This window comes from Sphingobium fluviale (assembly GCF_004122115.1).
Classification (GTDB): Bacteria; Pseudomonadota; Alphaproteobacteria; order Sphingomonadales; family Sphingomonadaceae; genus Sphingobium; species Sphingobium fluviale.
In genome coordinates, this window is sequence record NZ_SBKP01000002.1 from 143,090 (window position 1) to 157,608 (window position 14,519).

Consider the following 14,519-nt stretch of genomic DNA (forward strand, 5'->3'; position numbering starts at 1 on the left):
AGCAATTCGGACACCCGAATCTGTTCTCGGCTCCAACGGAGTAACCTCATGAAATTGTTCGGATGGAAGGGGGCGGCGGTGGCGCCGCGCCCGGTCTTGTCGCGCGCCTATATGATCGGCGGCCCGGCGCTGGGCGAATGGCCCTCCAGTTATGATGCGCAGGTGCGCGCGGCCGTGCTTGCCAACCCGGTGGCGCAGCGCGCGGTGCGGCTGGTGTCTGAGGCGGCGGGTGGCGCGGCGGTGGTGGCGTCTGGCGCTTCCGCGGCTGACAATGCGCTGGCGCTGGAGATGGTGCGCCATGCCTCGGCGGGGCAGGGCTTGATCGAGACGCTGGCGCTGCACCTGCTGTTGCATGGCAACGGCTTTGTGCAGATTTTGGCGGATAGCGAAGGCGAACCGGCAGAGCTGTTTGCGCTGAGGCCGGAGCGGATGAGCGTTGATGTAGACACTAATGGCTGGCCGATTGCCTATCATTACCGGGTGCAGGGCCGGCTGACGCGGCTGTGGGCCGAGGATGGCCGGGGCCGCACCGCCGTGATCCACCTGAAAGCGATCAACCCGCTCGACGATCATATGGGGCTGGGCTGCATCGGCGCGGCGAGCGGGCCGGTGGCGATCCACAATGCCGCGACGACATGGAACAAGGCGCTGCTTGACAATATGGCGCGGCCCAGCGGCGCGCTGGTCTATGACAGCGGCAAGGATGGCGCGACGCTTTCGGCTGAGCAGTTCGCGCGGCTGAAGGCGGAGATGGAGGCGGCGTTTGCCGGCGCGATCAATGCGGGCAAGCCGATGCTGCTCGAAGGCGGCCTCAAATGGCAGTCGCTCTCGATGTCGCCCGCCGAAATGGATTTCGTGGCGCTGAAGGCGTCTGCCGCGCGGGAGATAGCGCTCGCTTTCGGCGTGCCGCCCATGATGCTCGGCCTGCCGGGCGACAATACCTATGCCAATTATCGCGAGGCGAACAAGGCGCTGTGGCGGCAGACGATATTGCCGCTGATGGCGAAGATATTGGGCGGCATCGCGCAGGGTTTGCGGCCCGCGATGCCGGGGCTGGAGCTGGCGGTCGACCTCGATCGGGTGCCCGAACTGGCGGACGAACGCACCGCATTGTGGGAACGGGTGAGCGGTGCGGATTTCCTGAGCGCGGAAGAGAAGCGGGCGATGCTGGGGATCGCTGGACCGGGAGGCGCATAATTGGCTTGCCGCATCGGCCCGCTCCCCCTCCCGCAGCCGAGTCTCGTGCCTCGGCAGCGCTCCCATAAGATACCCTGTCGGGAGGTTGGGAGGGGCGTGGCCGAGGCGCGTGACTCGTCCACGGGGCTGGCGCCGAATCAAGGAGTAAACACAATGAGAGAGAGCGATATGCTGGCCGGGCTGGTGGCGCAGGCCGAGGGGCGCGGCGGTGATCTGGTGACGATCCGCGCGCTGGTGGAGGAGGCGAGCGAGATGGGCGCGGGCCGCGCGCTCGACCGGCTGGGCCTCTCCGACCGCGCGGCTGAGGATGATGTGCGCGAGCTGCGCGAACTGCTCTCTGCCTGGCGCGATGCGAAGGCGGCGGCCAAGAACGCGGTGATCGGCTGGCTGGTGCGGGCGGCCCTCGCGCTGGTGTTGCTGGGCATTGCGGTGAAGACGGGACTCGTCTCGCTGGTGCGGCCTTGAGCGGGGAGAGAGCAAGCGTGCTCCTGCGCAAGCAGGAGTCCAGAGGACAGGGCACGTCATCCGATCCCTGGGTTCCTGCTTCCGCAGGAACACAAGAGCGACCGAAGGAGGGCGTGCGCTTCGCGGGCTATGCCGCGCTGTTCGACAAGCAGGATCGCGGCGGAGACATCATCCGCAAGGGTGCGTTTGCGCGGGCGATCGCGTGGTGGCGCGGGCGCGGCAAGACGGTGCCGCTGTTGTGGCAGCACCGGCCAGACAAGCCCATCGGCATCATTGAGAGCCTGGCCGAGGACGAACGCGGGCTGCGCGTGATCGGCCATGTGCGGGCCGATGCGCCCGCAGAGGCCGCCGCGATGCTGAAGCAGGGGCAGGTGAACGGGCTGTCGTTCGGCTATCGCGTGGCGAAGGCGGACGGGCGGCACCCGCGCGTGCTGAAGGATCTGGACCTGGTGGAGGTGAGCCTTGTCACCTTCCCGATGCAGCCCGCCGCGCGGGTTCATGCGGTGGAATCAACTCATACCTCGTCACCCTGAACTTGGTTCAGGGTCCATTTCTCCCCACGCACCACCACATTCAGCGGCGGGATGGATGCTGAAACAAGTTCAGCATGACGGTGGGAAATTCAAGTGACGAAGAAGCAGGGCGGACCGTGGGGCCGCCTTTTTTGTGACCTTTCTACGACCTCTTTTGCAGGAGAAGCCTATGTATGAAGTGAAAGCCGACGCGCTGGAGGAGAGCTTTGATGCGCTCGGCCAGACGGACAAGATTTCGACGCTTGAAGCAGATGTCGCCGCGCTGAAAGGCCAGGTGGCCGCGGTTCAGCGCACTGCCATCGCCCGCCCGGCGCTGGATGGCGTGAAGGGCGGTGATGTGGACCCGGCCCGTGCCGCCTTTGTCGATAAATATCTGCGCCACGGCATGGAGGCGGGGCTGGAGCTGAAAAGCTTTACCGGAGCCACCTCGGCAACCGGCGGCTTCGCGGTGCCGCGCGAGCTGGACGCGATGATCGAGACGTTTTTGAAGGCATCCTCGCCGATCCGCTCGGTGGCCAATGTCGTCAAGGTCGGTTCGGCGGGCTATCGCAAGCTGGTGACGACCGGCGGCACGCCGTCCGGCTGGGCCGCTGAAACCGCCGCGCGGCCCGAAACCGGTACGCCGGTGTTTAGCGAGATCGTGCCGCCATGGGGCGATCTTTATGCCAACCCGTCAGCCAGCCAGTCAATGCTCGACGATGCCCAGTTCGATGTTGAAAACTGGCTTGCGGGCGAGATTGCGATGGAGTTTGCGCGGGCAGAAGGCGCGGCGTTCGTCAACGGCACCGGCACCAACCAGCCCAAGGGCTTCCTCACCTACACCACCACCAACGAGGTGGACAGCATCCGCGCGTTCGGCACGATCCAGTATGTCGCGGCAGGCGCGGCGGGCGGCTTTGTCGCCACCAATCCGCAGGACAAGCTGGTCGATCTGGTCCACGCGCTCAAAGCACCCTATCGTCAGGGTGCGGCGTGGGTGATGAACGCGGCGACGCTGGCCGTGATCCGCAAGTTCAAGACCTCGGACGGCGCGTTCATGTGGCAGCCGGCACTGGCGGCGGATCAGCCCGCGACCTTGCTCGGCTATCCGGTGATCGAGGCAGGCGACATGCCGGACATCGCAGCCAACAGCCTCTCGATCGCGTTTGGCAACTTCCGCCATGGCTATGTGATCGCGGAGCGCAACGAAACCAGCGTGCTGCGCGATCCCTACAGCAACAAGCCCTATGTGAACTTCTATTCGGTGAAGCGCATCGGCGGTGCTGTCGTGAACAGCGAGGCGATCAAACTGATGAAGTTCAGCATTTCCTGAGGCTGATTTGGTTCGCGCAGAGGCGCAGAGTACGCAGAGAGGCTGTTCGGCTTCGCTGCGCCTCTTGTTGCCTCTGCGTGCTGACTTGATGGGCCTTCGGCCCGGAGTGTCTCCCCTGAACTGGCCTCTCCCATTGCCCGATGGGGGAGGCCATTTTTCGGCGGAGGAATGAAATGTGGGGGCGCAGGCCATGACAGTGACAATGAGCGCGGTGGCGCAAGGCACCATCGACGCAGGATTAGCAGAGACCAAGGCGTGGCTGCGGATCGAAACCGCGACCGACGATGGCGCGATTGGCGCACTGGTGCGCTCTGCCATCGGCATGGCGGAGGATTTCTGCGCGCAGGCCATGTTTGCGCGCGCCGGGGTGGAACGACTGGCGCTTAGCAGCGAATGGACCCGGCTGCGCGCCTGCCCGGTCAGCGCGATCAGCGGAGCGCGCGCGATCGCGGCGGACGGAACGGCGAGTACGCTCGCCGTGGGGACCTATGCGATAGACATCACGGGTGACGGCGATGGCTGGGTGCGCGTCAGCCAGTCTCGCGCCGAGACGCGGCTGGAAGTGGACCTGGTGGCAGGCATCGCCGCCGACTGGCCCAGCCTGCCGGACAGCTTGCGGCAGGGCATCGTCCGCCTCGCCGCGCATCTCTTTACCGAGCGGGAAAGCAGCGAGCCGCCGCCCGCGATCGTCACCGCGCTCTGGCGGCCGTGGCGCAGGATGCGGATCGCATGAGGGCGTTCGATGGCCTGATGGGCCGGGCGCAGCGTCATGCCGAAGCGCGTGCGGCGCGCAGACGGCGCAGCATATCCGAGGAGGCGGGCGGATTGCCCGGCATCTCGGCCTATGTCGAGGGCGATGACGTGATCCTCGAAGGGCGCGGCCTGCTGGACCGCTGGATCAGGGACGCAAGCCTGCGGCACATTGGGAGGACCGCGCCATGAACCCGGATGTCGATATTCGCGCGGCGCTGATCGCGCTGTTGCGGGCGGACGCGGCGCTCACCGCGCAGGTCAACCGCATTTACGACGGCACGCCGGACAAGGGGACCCCGCCGATGGTGATCGTGGGCGAGGGCATTGGCACCGACTGGGCGACCAAGGACAGGCCGGGGCGCGAGCTGCGCATCGGCATCGGCATTGAGGACGACCGCGAAACCCACACCCGCATCGGCGCGATCATGCCGCTGGTGGATGCGGCGGTGCAGGGGCTTTCGGGCGCCGTGGGCATGTGGCGTATCGGCAGCCTCGTCATGACCCGTTCCCGCTTGCTGCGCAATGGCGCGGGGCGCTGGAATGCGGTGATGGATTACCGGATCAGGGTGCTCGCTATATAATTGGATCCGAAACAGGCAGCTGCGCTGCGTTTCGGACGATCGGCACCGGCCCGCTCCCGCGCATCCAAAATTCGCTGTTTCGCGAATTTTGCCAAAAAACCTCAATTCCCGCTGGCGAAGTTGTCCGTCATCTGTTCGATATAGCCGTTGACCTGATCCTCGGCATCGGCGGCGGACTCTTTCTCGCTCATGCCATCAGCCTTGTTGGCGGCGATGAGGGCGGCTCGGAATGTCGCTTCCTTGTCAGCGCACTTGGCTTTCAGGCCGGGGACGAACTCTTCCTTCGGCATTTTGCGGTCCACCGCATCGTTGGTGAACTGGGTAAGGCACCCGGCATAGGCCTGGCGCGCCTTGGGAACGGCAACTGCGGGCGTAGCCGCGGCGAAGATCATTGCGATGAGTATCATAATAGCCCCTCCATACCACCAAATGGCTGCACGAATGCTTAACGCCTTTGCGGCCTTCTTTTATGAAAGGAACAGTGCGCCATGAGCGTCGAAAAAGGAAGCGCGTTTTTGCTGAAGATCGGCAACGGTGACACGCCGTTGACCTATACCACCATCGCCGGTCTGCGCACGACGCAGCTTTCGGTCAGCGGCGAGGCGGTGAACATCACCAACAAGGATTCGGGCGGGTGGCGCGAGCTGCTGTCGGGCGCAGGGGTGCGGGCGGTGAGCGTCTCTGCTGCCGGCATCTTCACCGGATCGGCGGGCGAGGTGAGCATCCGCAACCGCGCGCTTGCGGGCGTGATCGACGACTATGAGCTGAGCTTCGAGAGCGGCGAGCGGATGCAGGGCACGTTCCTTGTCACCCGCCTCGATTATGCGGGCGATTATAATGGCGAGCGCACCTACACGATCAGCCTCGAAAGCTCCGGCACGGTGGTGAGCCTGTGACGGCACGCGCGCCCAATGGCTTGCGCGGTGAGGCATCCGTGCTGGTGCGCGGAGAGCGGCTGATGCTGCGCCCCACATTTTCCGCGCTGGTGGCGGCGGAGGAAGAGCTTGGCCCGCTGTTTGCGCTGGTCGAGCGGGCGGCGTCCGGCGGGCTGAAGCTCGGCGAGATGGTTGCGCTGTTCTGGCACTGCCGCTTCGAATGGCCGGAAGAGGTGACGCGCGAGGTTCTGGGCGAGGCGGTGGCGGGCCAGGGGCTGGCCGCGGTGACGCCCGCGCTGAAAGCGGTGCTGGGCCAGATCCTCTCAGGCGAGGCATGAGCAGCCACGCCTTCGCCCCGGTCGCGGTTCGGCTGGCGGGGCTGGCGGGCTGGCATCTGGGCTGGAGCGCGGATCAGTTCTGGAACGCCACGCCCGCCGAGATGGAGGCTGTCGTCTCCGCGATGCTGGAGCGCAAGGCAGCCGGAGAAGGGCCGCCTTCCCGCCCCGATATAGCAAAATTGCAGGAGATGTTTCCCGATGGATGAGGAAATCGACCGGCTGGTGATCGCGGTGCGCGCCGATACGCAGGGCTTCGCGAGAGACGTTGGAGTTATGCGCGACACGCTGGAAGGGCCGCTGGCGCGCGGCGCGGACAAGGCGGGCCGGATGATCGAGACGAGTCTGTTGCGCGCGCTGCGCACCGGGAAATTCGGCTTCGATGATCTGGCGCGCATCGCGCTGTCGGTGCTGGACCAGATCGCGCAGGAGGCGCTGCGCGTGGCGTTCAAGATGCCCGGCGGCGGTGGGGATAGCGGCGGCCTGCTCGGTGGCGTGCTGAGCGCCGCCGGCGCGCTGTTCGGTGGCGGTGCGCCAGGGCGGGCGACCGGCGGGCCGGTGTCTCCGGGCCGGGCCTATCGTGTAGGCGAAAACGGGCCGGAGCTGTTCGTGCCGACGACAAGCGGGCGGGTAATCGCCAGCGGAGCGGGCGGCGGCAGCGGGCGCGATGTGCGGGTGACGATCAACCTCAACGCGCCGCAGGGCAGCGCGCCTGAGGCTCTGGCGCGCAGTGCCCGCCAGATTGCCAGGAATGTGCGCAGCGCCCTCTCCGAATAGGATTTCTAACAATGGCATATTGGCTGGCGTCCACTGACGGCGGGCAGGAGCGCGCGTTCATAAAGCGCTTTTCGCCCGCATACTGGACTGTGAACTTCCCGCGCCCGATGATGGCGAGCGTGGTGACGACCGCGCCGGACGCGCTGCGGGTCGACACTGTATTCTATGGGTCGGGCGATCTCGCGGGGCTGATCTGGGAGGCGCAGGACCAGTGGGATCACCCGCTGCTTGCCTATGAAACGCGCCGCGATTTCCGCAACTGTCAGTTGCGCTTCCACTGGCGCTCTGGCGGGATCAGGGCGCTGGATGCGGTCAATGGGCCTACGCTCACTATCGAGGGGCGGGATGCGGGCGGCGCGCCGCGCAGCTGGTACGTGCGCCTCTGGAATTATGCCAGCGGCTCGCCGACCGACGCCGACATCACGCTCGATTTCAATGCGCTGAACGGCGGGTTCCTGCTGCCAGCTGAGGCGGACCCGGTGTGGGCGGGCGACATCGACCGTATCTTCATTTCGCTGATCCCGCCCGGATATGACGGCGGCACTACGCAATATGCACTGGGGCAGGAGGGCTGGGTCGAGCTGACCGGCATCGCCTGCGACGGCTCCGGCTCGGTGCTGTCAATCGGCGATCCGATGCTGCCCGAACACGGCCTTTCGATCGCCACCGGCTATGACGACGCCTATAACCAGACGCCAGAGCGGGTGCTGCGGCAAATCCGGGCGCTGGGCTATCGCGGTGACATTCTCCATTATGTCGGCATGAGCCATTATTTCCGGCTCGAACTCAATAGCGGCGGTTATTATGCGAGCCTCAATGGCGGCGTGCTGTGTAGCCCGTGCGCGGCGTGGCACGCGGACTTTGCGGCGCGTGCGCAAGCACAAGGCTTTGGCGTCATCTGGTCGCTGTCTTACGAACTGCTCGATCAGCATTGCTGGGGCAACTGGAAGCAGCGCGCAGAGGATGGGTCGCCCGCGCTCACCGGCTGGTCTCCACCCTCGACATTGCTCTCGCCTGCCGAAAACGGAGCGATGGGCTATCTGCATCAGGTCGGCGCGGCGTTTATTGGCATTGCAGTGGCGGCTGGCCTCTCGCCGCAGTTTCAGGTGGGCGAGCCGTGGTGGTGGGTGATGCCGGACGGGCGCATCTGCCTTTATGATGCGGCGGCGAAGGCGGCCTTTGGTGGCAGCCCGGTGTCGATCCCCGATATTCGCGCATCGCTCAACAGTGCGCAGACGGCATTGCTGGATCAGGCAGGCGTGCTGCTGGCGAATTCCACGGCGGCGCTGGTTGCTGCGGTAAAGGCGGCGGCGCCCGCTGCCAAGGCGCACCTGCTCGCATATCTGCCGACGATACTCGATCCGCTGGCCCCGGAGGCCAAGCGCGCCAACATGCCTTTGGGCTGGGCCAAGCCCGCGTTCGATGTGTTGCAGCTTGAGGATTATGACTGGGTGACGGGCGGGCATGGCGCGCTCTCCGCCGCCGGTGCTGCCGCCGCGACCGCGCGGCTGGGCTATGCGGCGGCGGAGCAGCACTATTTGAGCGGCTTCGTGCTGCACTCCATCGATGCCTCGACCCAGTGGCCGCTGATCGAAGCGGCGGCGCGTGTCGGCGAGGCGCGTGGGGTGGCCCGCACCTTCATCTGGGCGCTGCCCCAAGTGGCGCGCGACGGCTTCACCCATTTCAGTCTGGCAGGAGAGCCTATGCAGGCGTTCGACGATGTGATCTTCCCCTTGAGCATCGGCAAGGAGGCAAGCGTGACCCCGGCGTTTTCGACCCAGACGGTCGAGAGCATATCGGGCCATGAGCGGCGTTCGTCCGACTGGGCAGATGCGCGGCTGCGGTTCGATGCCGGGCCGGGGGTGCGCTCAGAGGCGGACCTCGTGACGCTGATCGAGTTTTTCCGGGCGCGCAGGGGCGCGGCGCGGGGGTTTCGCTTCACCGATCCGTTCGACAACCAGAGCGCGCCAGTGGGGCAGGTGGTCAGCCCGGTCGACCAGCGGCTCGGCACGGGCGACGGCGTGACCAGCCAGTTTCGGCTGGCCAAATATTATGGCAGCGGCGCGGACGCGCAACAGCGGCTCATCAGCCGCCCGGTGGCAGGCACTATCCGCGTTGCCGCCAATGGCGTGGAGCTGACGAGTGGCTGGCAGCATCTGGGCGGCGGGGTGATCTCTTTTTCCACCGCTCCCGCCAACGGCGTAATCCTCACCGCCGGGTTCCGGTTCGATGTGCCGGTGCGCTTTGCCGAGGATGCGCTGGAGGTGAACCGCGCGACCTTTGCGGCGGGCGAAGCGCCCTCGGTGCCGCTGGTGGAGATCCGCGAATGAGCGCGTTTGACGCCATATTGGGGCAGGAGCTTGCCGCCTTCGCCTTTTGCTGGCGGCTGGAGCGGCGGGACGGTGTGACCATCGGGCTGACGAGCCACGACCGGGATCTGACTGTGGCAGGCGTGGTCTATATGGCCGCGCCGGGCATGGTGCCCTCCGCCATAGCCAAGGGTATCAGCCTGGAGCCGGAGAGCATGGACCTTAAAGGCGCGCTCACCAGTGATGCTATCAGCGAGGCGGACCTCTCGGCGGGCAAATGGGATGGCGCGTTGCTCACGCTCGCACTGACCGAATGGACCGCGCCGGGGACGATGTGGCTGGAGCTGACGCAAGGCACGTTGGGCGCGGTGGAGCGGCAGGGCGAGGCCTTTTCCGCCGAGCTGACCGGGCCTGCGGGCGTGCTGGCCGGGCCGGTGGCGCCTGAGACCTCGCCGGGATGCCGCGCGCGGCTGGGCGACCGGGCATGCCGGGTCGATCTGGCGCGGCACCGGCGCGAGGTGCGCATTTCCGGCATGAGCGCAGAGGTGGCGAGCGTGATGGGCGGCGGCATGGGCGCGGGCGCCTATGTCTTCGGGCATCTCCGCTGGCTGGAAGGCGAGAACTGCGGAATGACGCAGGGCGTCGTCGCAAATGACTCGGCGAGTGTGACGCTCTCTGATCTCCCCGCCTTTGCCGTGGCATCGGGGACGCGCGCGCTCATCACCGAAGGATGCGACAAGCAGATGGCAACATGCGCCGCGCGCTTCGCGAACGCCGCCAATTTTCGCGGTGAGCCATACCTCCCAGGAATGGATCTGCTCACCCGCTATCCCGGAGCAAATTGATTTTGCCGATAATGGCCTGCGAAAGTCGGCCCGCTGCGCTTCCGGTGCTCACGACCCTGAAAGGTCGCTCCGCGCCGGTTCTCGCAAGCTGCCATTCTCGGCTCATTCTGGGCAAAATCGTTTTTGTTAACGAAATTGGGGTTCGATCATGAAACGGGCAGAGAGGATCGTCGCGGCGGCGCGGGCGCTGATCGGTGCACCGTTCCGGCTGCATGGGCGCAGCGCCGAGACAGGCGTGGACTGCATCGGGCTTGCGGTGCTTGTGCTTGGCCGGGCGGGGCACCAGCGGTTGGGCAGTGGCAGTGTGCCTGCGGCCTATAGTGTGCGCGGCGGCACTTTGGAGCGGTTTGTGGCAGGGATGCGTGCCGTGGGGCTGCGCAGGGTCCACGCGGCCAGGCCGGGCGACCTCGTGCTGACGCGCGCAGGGGTGGCGCAGTTTCACCTGATGGTCGCGACGGGTGCCGGGCATGTTCACGCCGATGCCAGCCTTGGCAAGGTGGTCGAGATGCCGGGGCACTCCCCCTGGCCGGTGATCGCGCAGTTTCGATGGGGGCGATAGCATATGGCGACATTATTGGTTAGCGTGGTCGGCGCCGTGGGCGGGCCGCTGGGCATCATCCCCGGAAAGCTGCTCGGCCTTGGTCCCAAGGGACGGGAAGGCCCACGCCTCAGTGATCTGCAGGTGCAGACATCGCGCTATGGCGACCAGATACCCCGGTTGTTCGGCACAATGCGCGTGGCGGGATCGGTGATCTGGGGCACGGACCTCGTTGAACAGCGCAAGACGAGCGGCGGCGGCAAGAACAAGCCCAAGACGACGACCTATAGCTATAGCGCGAGCTTTGCAGTGGCGATTTCGGCCCGGCGCATCGCGGGGATCGGGCGCATATGGGCGGATGGCAACTTGCTGCGCGGCAGCGTGGGGGATTTCAAGACATATATCAGCTCGTTCCGGCTTTATCCCGGTTCGGAGGATCAGACGGTGGACTATCAGATCGCCGGTGCTGTCGGCTGGCCCAGCGCCAGCGCGCACCGCGGCATGGCCTATGCAGTGTTTCAGGATTTGTTGCTCACGGATTTCGGCAACCGGATACCCTCGCTCACTTTCGAGGTGATCGCGGATGGCGCCCCGGTGCCGGTGGCGGACATTGCGCATGACCTGAGCGATGGGCTGATCGCACCGGATGCGGGGGGTGGCGCGCCTGTCATTGCGGGCTATGCCGCGAGCGGCCCCAGCGTGGCCGATGCGCTCTCGCCGCTGGTGGAGGGCTATTCGCTGGCATTTCGGACGGGCGTGGCGGCGACCAGCCTTGCGCAAGACGCGGCGGTTGAGGCGCATATTTCTGCCGATATGATTGGCGCACGCTTCAACGACAAGCGCGAACAGGGCGCGAAGCTTGTGCGCGGGCGGGCAGAAGATGCGCCGCTGCGCGTTTCGGTGCGGCATTACGACCCCGCGCGCGATCATCAGGCCGGGGTGCAGATGGCCGAGCGCTCCGGGCCGGGCCGCCGGGAAGACATGCTCGATCTTCCCGCCTCGCTCGATGCAGGCGCGGCGCGTGCGCAGGCCGAAGCCCGGCTGCACAGGCTATGGACCGGCAGGCGGACGCTGGAACTGCGCTGTGACTGGCGCGCCCTCCCGCTGGAGCCTGGCGCTGTCGTTACAGTGGAGGGAGAGGGTGGGCGCTGGCGGATCGAGCGCAGCGAATGGGAGGGCATGGGCGTACGCCTGATGCTGAGGCAGACAGGCGGCGCGGGAGTCGCGGCGCCCCCGGCCGATGCCGGATCGCCGGTATCGCAGGCCGATGTGCTGCACGGGCCGACCAGCCTTATGGTGGTCGATCTGCCGATGCCGGACGACACGCTGCTCTCCGCTCCGCTGGTGGTTGCGGCGGCGGCCGGCACTCAGGCCGGGTGGCGTGGGGCGGAGTTGTTTGTCGAGGACAGCGCGACTGCCGCGCTGACCTCAATCGGCGGCACCGCGCTTCCCGCGGTCATTGGAACCACGGTGAACGCGCTTGGCGCGGCCTCGCCTGCGCTGTTTGATCTTGCCTCCACCCTCGATGTGCAAATGCTCAACAGCGCCATGCTGCTCACGAACGCGGATGATGCCGCGCTGTTGCGGGGAGCCAACCAGGCGCTGGTGGGCAAGGAAGTGATCCAGTTTGGGCTGGCGAGCCAGACCGGGCCGACGAGCTGGCGGCTTTCGCGTCTGTTGCGCGGGCGGCGTGGCACAGAATGGGCGGTGGCCAGCCACACGCCGGGCGAGCATTTTCTACTGCTCGATCAGCCGAGCCTGCTCCCTGTGCCTGCTGCCTATGCGGTGATGGGGTCGAGCCTGCTGATGGATGCCATCGGCATCGGCGATACTGCGCCAGCGCAAGCGAGCGCGCTGGTGGCGGGGCAGGCGGTGCTGCCGTTGTCGCCCGTCCATGCGTGGGCTGTCGCTTCCGGCGGGGGATGGCGGCTAGACTGGGTCCGCCGCAGCCGTGTCGGCTGGCAGTGGATCGATGGGGCGGATGCGCCGCTGGGCGAGGAGCAGGAGGCCTATCGTGTCGACCTGATCCGCAATGGCGCTGTCTATCGCACCGCCACTGCCGTCACCCCGCAATGGACCTATGACGCGGCGATGATCGCGGTCGATCATGGCCTTGGCATCAGCGGCGCGGTGACGGCGGAGATCCGCCAGATCGGCAATTATGGTGCTGGCCGCCCGGCCACCCTCACCCTTTCGATATAACCCAGCCTTTCGGAGTTCGCATTCATGACCACTAACAGTGATCGCTTCGCCCTGCCGCTGTTGCAGGCAGGGCAGGCACAGAAAGAGCTGACGCATAACGAGGCACTGGCTCTTATCGATATGGTGCTGCACGCGCAGGTGGAGAGCATCACGGTCGCGACGCCACCGGGCGGTGCCGTCGTCGGCCAGTGCTGGGTAGTGGCGACTGGAGCCACGGGCGCGTGGACCGGGCATGATGGCCAGCTTGCCTGCCTCACTTCCGGCGGCTGGCGCTTCATTGTGCCGCGCAAGGGGCTGGAGGTGCTGTGCGCCTCTGACGGGCAGAGCTATATCCATGACGGCACGGTCTGGCAGCCGGCCGCCGTGCGGCCCGATGGCGTCTATATCGGCGGCAATCGGGTCGTTACCGCGCGGCAGGCGGCGATAGCCGATCCCGGCGGCGGCAGTGTTATCGATGTGCAGGCGCGCACCGCCATCGGCCAGATTTTGGCGGCTATTCGCGCTCATGGACTAATTGCCTGAATTCGTGAAATTCCTCGCGCAACACACAGACAACTTTACAATTCGCCAAGGACAAATGCCCTTTCACCAATTAAAACTGGTCTTGCCATGAAACTTTCCTGAGAGTAGGGAGTTTTCACAGTCCATGCGACCAAGTTTGGAAAGGGGAATAAACATGCGGAAGCTCGCTCTTGCGGCAGCTCTTGCGACCACGGCGATTGCGTCTCCCGCACTCGCGCGTGATGATGCCTGGTATATCGGCGCTCATGGCGGCGCAATGATGGTCGAGGATGTCGATATCGACGTTCTTGGTTCAACCGGCGCTGATGCGAAGGCCGACTATAACACCGGCTTCGATGTGGATGGTGTTATCGGCTACGACTTTGGCATGTTCCGCCTTGAAGGCGAGGTTGGCTTCCGCCGTGCGTGGACCGACAATGTCGCCTATGTTGGTTATAACAGCACGCGTGGCAACGTCCGCTCGCTGAACTTCATGCTCAATGGTCTGCTCGATTTCGGGCCGGATGACGGGCTTCAGGGCTTTGTCGGTGGCGGTGCGGGCGTGGCGCGCACGCATCTCTATTCGCTGACGACCGATGATTCGGACACCGGCTTCGCATGGCAGGCTCTGGCCGGCGTTCGCCTGCCGCTCAGCGAAAAGCTCGATGCGGAACTGAAGTATCGCTACTTCAACCACAGTGGCGTGGATCTTGTAACCAGCAGAGCTCATAATGGTGTTGGCGCGGCAGGATCGGCGGTTGATACCGATGTGCGTACGCACAGCCTGCTGGTCGGTCTGGTATATAACTTTGGTGAGAAGGCTCCTCCGCCTCCGCCGCCACCCCCGCCGCCACCTCCTCCGCCTCCGCCGCCACCCCCGCCGCCTCCGCCGGTGGTTGAGTGCCAGCCTGGGCCGTATATCGTATTCTTTGAATTCGATAAGTCGGACATCACGCCAGATGCGGCGACGATCCTCGACAGCGCGGTATCAGCATACGCAAACTGCAATAACGCGCAGGTCATGCTGGCCGGTCACGCAGACAAGGCGGGTCGCCCTGCATACAACGTTGCGCTGTCTCAGCGTCGCGCGGATGCTGTGAAGGCGTATATCGTCTCCAAGGGCATCTCCGATGGCGTCATCGGCACCAAGGCGTTTGGCGAAGGCCAGCCCAAGGTCGAAACCGCTGACGGCCAGCGCGAGCTTCAGAACCGTCGCGTGGAAATCACCTACGGTCCGGGTTCGGGCATGTAATAAACCCTTTCGGGTATGAAAGCAGGGGCTGGTCAGCGATGACC

General features: G+C 65.7%; 18 protein-coding genes. 17 read left to right on the forward strand and 1 reads right to left on the reverse strand.

Annotated elements, in window-relative coordinates; all coding sequences use genetic code 11:
• The first annotated feature begins 48 nt into the window (after positions 1 to 48).
• The 7 genes from EQG66_RS03115 (at position 49) to EQG66_RS03145 (ending at position 4,841) form a co-directional block, all read left to right on the forward strand.
• Positions 49 to 1,197: a phage portal protein gene (locus tag EQG66_RS03115; protein WP_129403087.1), complete on the forward strand. Its 1,149-nt coding sequence runs from the start codon at positions 49 to 51 to the stop codon at positions 1,195 to 1,197.
• Positions 1,198 to 1,350: 153 nt separating this feature from the next.
• Entirely contained in the window at positions 1,351 to 1,662 is a 312-nt protein-coding gene (locus EQG66_RS03120; protein WP_129403088.1) for a DUF6127 family protein, read from the forward strand.
• 113 nt (positions 1,663 to 1,775) lie between these two features.
• Positions 1,776 to 2,195, forward strand: coding sequence for an HK97 family phage prohead protease (locus EQG66_RS03125; protein WP_245987846.1), 420 nt, complete (start codon positions 1,776 to 1,778; stop codon positions 2,193 to 2,195).
• A 169-nt stretch (positions 2,196 to 2,364) separates the two neighbouring features.
• Positions 2,365 to 3,507 (forward strand): phage major capsid protein, encoded by a 1,143-nt coding sequence (locus EQG66_RS03130; RefSeq protein WP_129403089.1) that lies wholly within the window; start codon positions 2,365 to 2,367, stop codon positions 3,505 to 3,507.
• 190 nt (positions 3,508 to 3,697) lie between these two features.
• On the forward strand, positions 3,698 to 4,240 hold the full coding sequence (locus tag EQG66_RS03135; protein WP_129403090.1) for a head-tail connector protein: 543 nt from the start codon (positions 3,698 to 3,700) through the stop codon (positions 4,238 to 4,240).
• The gene (locus tag EQG66_RS03140) at positions 4,237 to 4,449 is read left to right on the forward strand and encodes a hypothetical protein (protein WP_245987824.1); all 213 of its coding nucleotides are present in this window, start codon (positions 4,237 to 4,239) and stop codon (positions 4,447 to 4,449) included. Before EQG66_RS03135 ends, EQG66_RS03140 begins: the two co-directional genes overlap by 4 nt.
• On the forward strand, positions 4,446 to 4,841 hold the full coding sequence (locus EQG66_RS03145) for a DUF3168 domain-containing protein (protein ID WP_129403091.1): 396 nt from the start codon (positions 4,446 to 4,448) through the stop codon (positions 4,839 to 4,841). Before EQG66_RS03140 ends, EQG66_RS03145 begins: the two co-directional genes overlap by 4 nt.
• 101 nt (positions 4,842 to 4,942) lie before the next feature.
• On the opposite strand, the gene EQG66_RS03150 is transcribed toward EQG66_RS03145, so the two are convergent.
• Complete coding sequence (locus tag EQG66_RS03150) at positions 4,943 to 5,248, reverse strand: hypothetical protein (RefSeq protein WP_129403092.1); 306 nt, start codon at positions 5,246 to 5,248, stop codon at positions 4,943 to 4,945.
• A gap of 81 nt (positions 5,249 to 5,329) precedes the next feature.
• Between EQG66_RS03150 and EQG66_RS03155 the strand changes: the two genes are divergently transcribed.
• From EQG66_RS03155 to EQG66_RS03200, 10 genes are all read left to right on the forward strand, one after another.
• Positions 5,330 to 5,737: a phage major tail protein, TP901-1 family gene (locus EQG66_RS03155; protein ID WP_129403093.1), complete on the forward strand. Its 408-nt coding sequence runs from the start codon at positions 5,330 to 5,332 to the stop codon at positions 5,735 to 5,737.
• On the forward strand, positions 5,734 to 6,054 hold the full coding sequence (locus tag EQG66_RS03160) for a gene transfer agent family protein (protein ID WP_281273892.1): 321 nt from the start codon (positions 5,734 to 5,736) through the stop codon (positions 6,052 to 6,054). Before EQG66_RS03155 ends, EQG66_RS03160 begins: the two co-directional genes overlap by 4 nt.
• Entirely contained in the window at positions 6,051 to 6,260 is a 210-nt protein-coding gene (locus EQG66_RS03165; RefSeq protein ID WP_129403094.1) for a phage tail assembly chaperone, read from the forward strand. Before EQG66_RS03160 ends, EQG66_RS03165 begins: the two co-directional genes overlap by 4 nt.
• Positions 6,253 to 6,828 (forward strand): tail tape measure protein, encoded by a 576-nt coding sequence (locus EQG66_RS03170; RefSeq protein WP_129403095.1) that lies wholly within the window; start codon positions 6,253 to 6,255, stop codon positions 6,826 to 6,828. The genes EQG66_RS03165 and EQG66_RS03170 overlap by 8 nt, the downstream gene beginning before the upstream one ends.
• An 11-nt stretch (positions 6,829 to 6,839) precedes the next feature.
• Positions 6,840 to 9,158, forward strand: a complete 2,319-nt coding sequence (locus EQG66_RS03175; protein WP_129403096.1) for a DUF2460 domain-containing protein — start codon at positions 6,840 to 6,842, stop codon at positions 9,156 to 9,158.
• Positions 9,155 to 9,982 (forward strand): DUF2163 domain-containing protein, encoded by an 828-nt coding sequence (locus EQG66_RS03180; RefSeq protein ID WP_129403097.1) that lies wholly within the window; start codon positions 9,155 to 9,157, stop codon positions 9,980 to 9,982. Before EQG66_RS03175 ends, EQG66_RS03180 begins: the two co-directional genes overlap by 4 nt.
• Positions 9,983 to 10,130: 148 nt before the next feature.
• Positions 10,131 to 10,541, forward strand: a complete 411-nt coding sequence (locus EQG66_RS03185; protein WP_129403098.1) for an NlpC/P60 family protein — start codon at positions 10,131 to 10,133, stop codon at positions 10,539 to 10,541.
• 3 nt (positions 10,542 to 10,544) lie between these two features.
• On the forward strand, positions 10,545 to 12,722 hold the full coding sequence (locus tag EQG66_RS03190; RefSeq protein WP_129403099.1) for a phage tail protein: 2,178 nt from the start codon (positions 10,545 to 10,547) through the stop codon (positions 12,720 to 12,722).
• Positions 12,723 to 12,746: 24 nt separating this feature from the next.
• Positions 12,747 to 13,244, forward strand: coding sequence for a DUF2793 domain-containing protein (locus EQG66_RS03195; protein ID WP_129403100.1), 498 nt, complete (start codon positions 12,747 to 12,749; stop codon positions 13,242 to 13,244).
• A gap of 154 nt (positions 13,245 to 13,398) precedes the next feature.
• A complete protein-coding gene (locus EQG66_RS03200; protein WP_129403101.1) occupies positions 13,399 to 14,475 on the forward strand; it encodes an OmpA family protein in 1,077 nt (358 codons plus the stop codon).
• The last annotated feature ends 44 nt before the right edge of the window (positions 14,476 to 14,519 follow it).

Bases quoted from the DNA above. Each gene is read 5' to 3' on its own strand.
- EQG66_RS03115 (WP_129403087.1), top strand. From the start codon at position 49: ATGAAATTGTTCGGATGGAAGGGGGCGGCGGTGGCGCCGCGCCCGGTC.
- EQG66_RS03120 (WP_129403088.1), top strand. From the start codon at position 1,351: ATGAGAGAGAGCGATATGCTGGCCGGGCTGGTGGCGCAGGCCGAGGGG.
- EQG66_RS03130 (WP_129403089.1), top strand. From the start codon at position 2,365: ATGTATGAAGTGAAAGCCGACGCGCTGGAGGAGAGCTTTGATGCGCTC.
- EQG66_RS03135 (WP_129403090.1), top strand. From the start codon at position 3,698: ATGACAGTGACAATGAGCGCGGTGGCGCAAGGCACCATCGACGCAGGA.
- EQG66_RS03140 (WP_245987824.1), top strand. From the start codon at position 4,237: ATGAGGGCGTTCGATGGCCTGATGGGCCGGGCGCAGCGTCATGCCGAA.
- EQG66_RS03145 (WP_129403091.1), top strand. From the start codon at position 4,446: ATGAACCCGGATGTCGATATTCGCGCGGCGCTGATCGCGCTGTTGCGG.
- EQG66_RS03150 (WP_129403092.1), bottom strand. From the start codon at position 5,248: ATGATACTCATCGCAATGATCTTCGCCGCGGCTACGCCCGCAGTTGCC.
- EQG66_RS03155 (WP_129403093.1), top strand. From the start codon at position 5,330: ATGAGCGTCGAAAAAGGAAGCGCGTTTTTGCTGAAGATCGGCAACGGT.
- EQG66_RS03165 (WP_129403094.1), top strand. From the start codon at position 6,051: ATGAGCAGCCACGCCTTCGCCCCGGTCGCGGTTCGGCTGGCGGGGCTG.
- EQG66_RS03170 (WP_129403095.1), top strand. From the start codon at position 6,253: ATGGATGAGGAAATCGACCGGCTGGTGATCGCGGTGCGCGCCGATACG.
- EQG66_RS03175 (WP_129403096.1), top strand. From the start codon at position 6,840: ATGGCATATTGGCTGGCGTCCACTGACGGCGGGCAGGAGCGCGCGTTC.
- EQG66_RS03180 (WP_129403097.1), top strand. From the start codon at position 9,155: ATGAGCGCGTTTGACGCCATATTGGGGCAGGAGCTTGCCGCCTTCGCC.
- EQG66_RS03185 (WP_129403098.1), top strand. From the start codon at position 10,131: ATGAAACGGGCAGAGAGGATCGTCGCGGCGGCGCGGGCGCTGATCGGT.
- EQG66_RS03190 (WP_129403099.1), top strand. From the start codon at position 10,545: ATGGCGACATTATTGGTTAGCGTGGTCGGCGCCGTGGGCGGGCCGCTG.
- EQG66_RS03195 (WP_129403100.1), top strand. From the start codon at position 12,747: ATGACCACTAACAGTGATCGCTTCGCCCTGCCGCTGTTGCAGGCAGGG.
- EQG66_RS03200 (WP_129403101.1), top strand. From the start codon at position 13,399: ATGCGGAAGCTCGCTCTTGCGGCAGCTCTTGCGACCACGGCGATTGCG.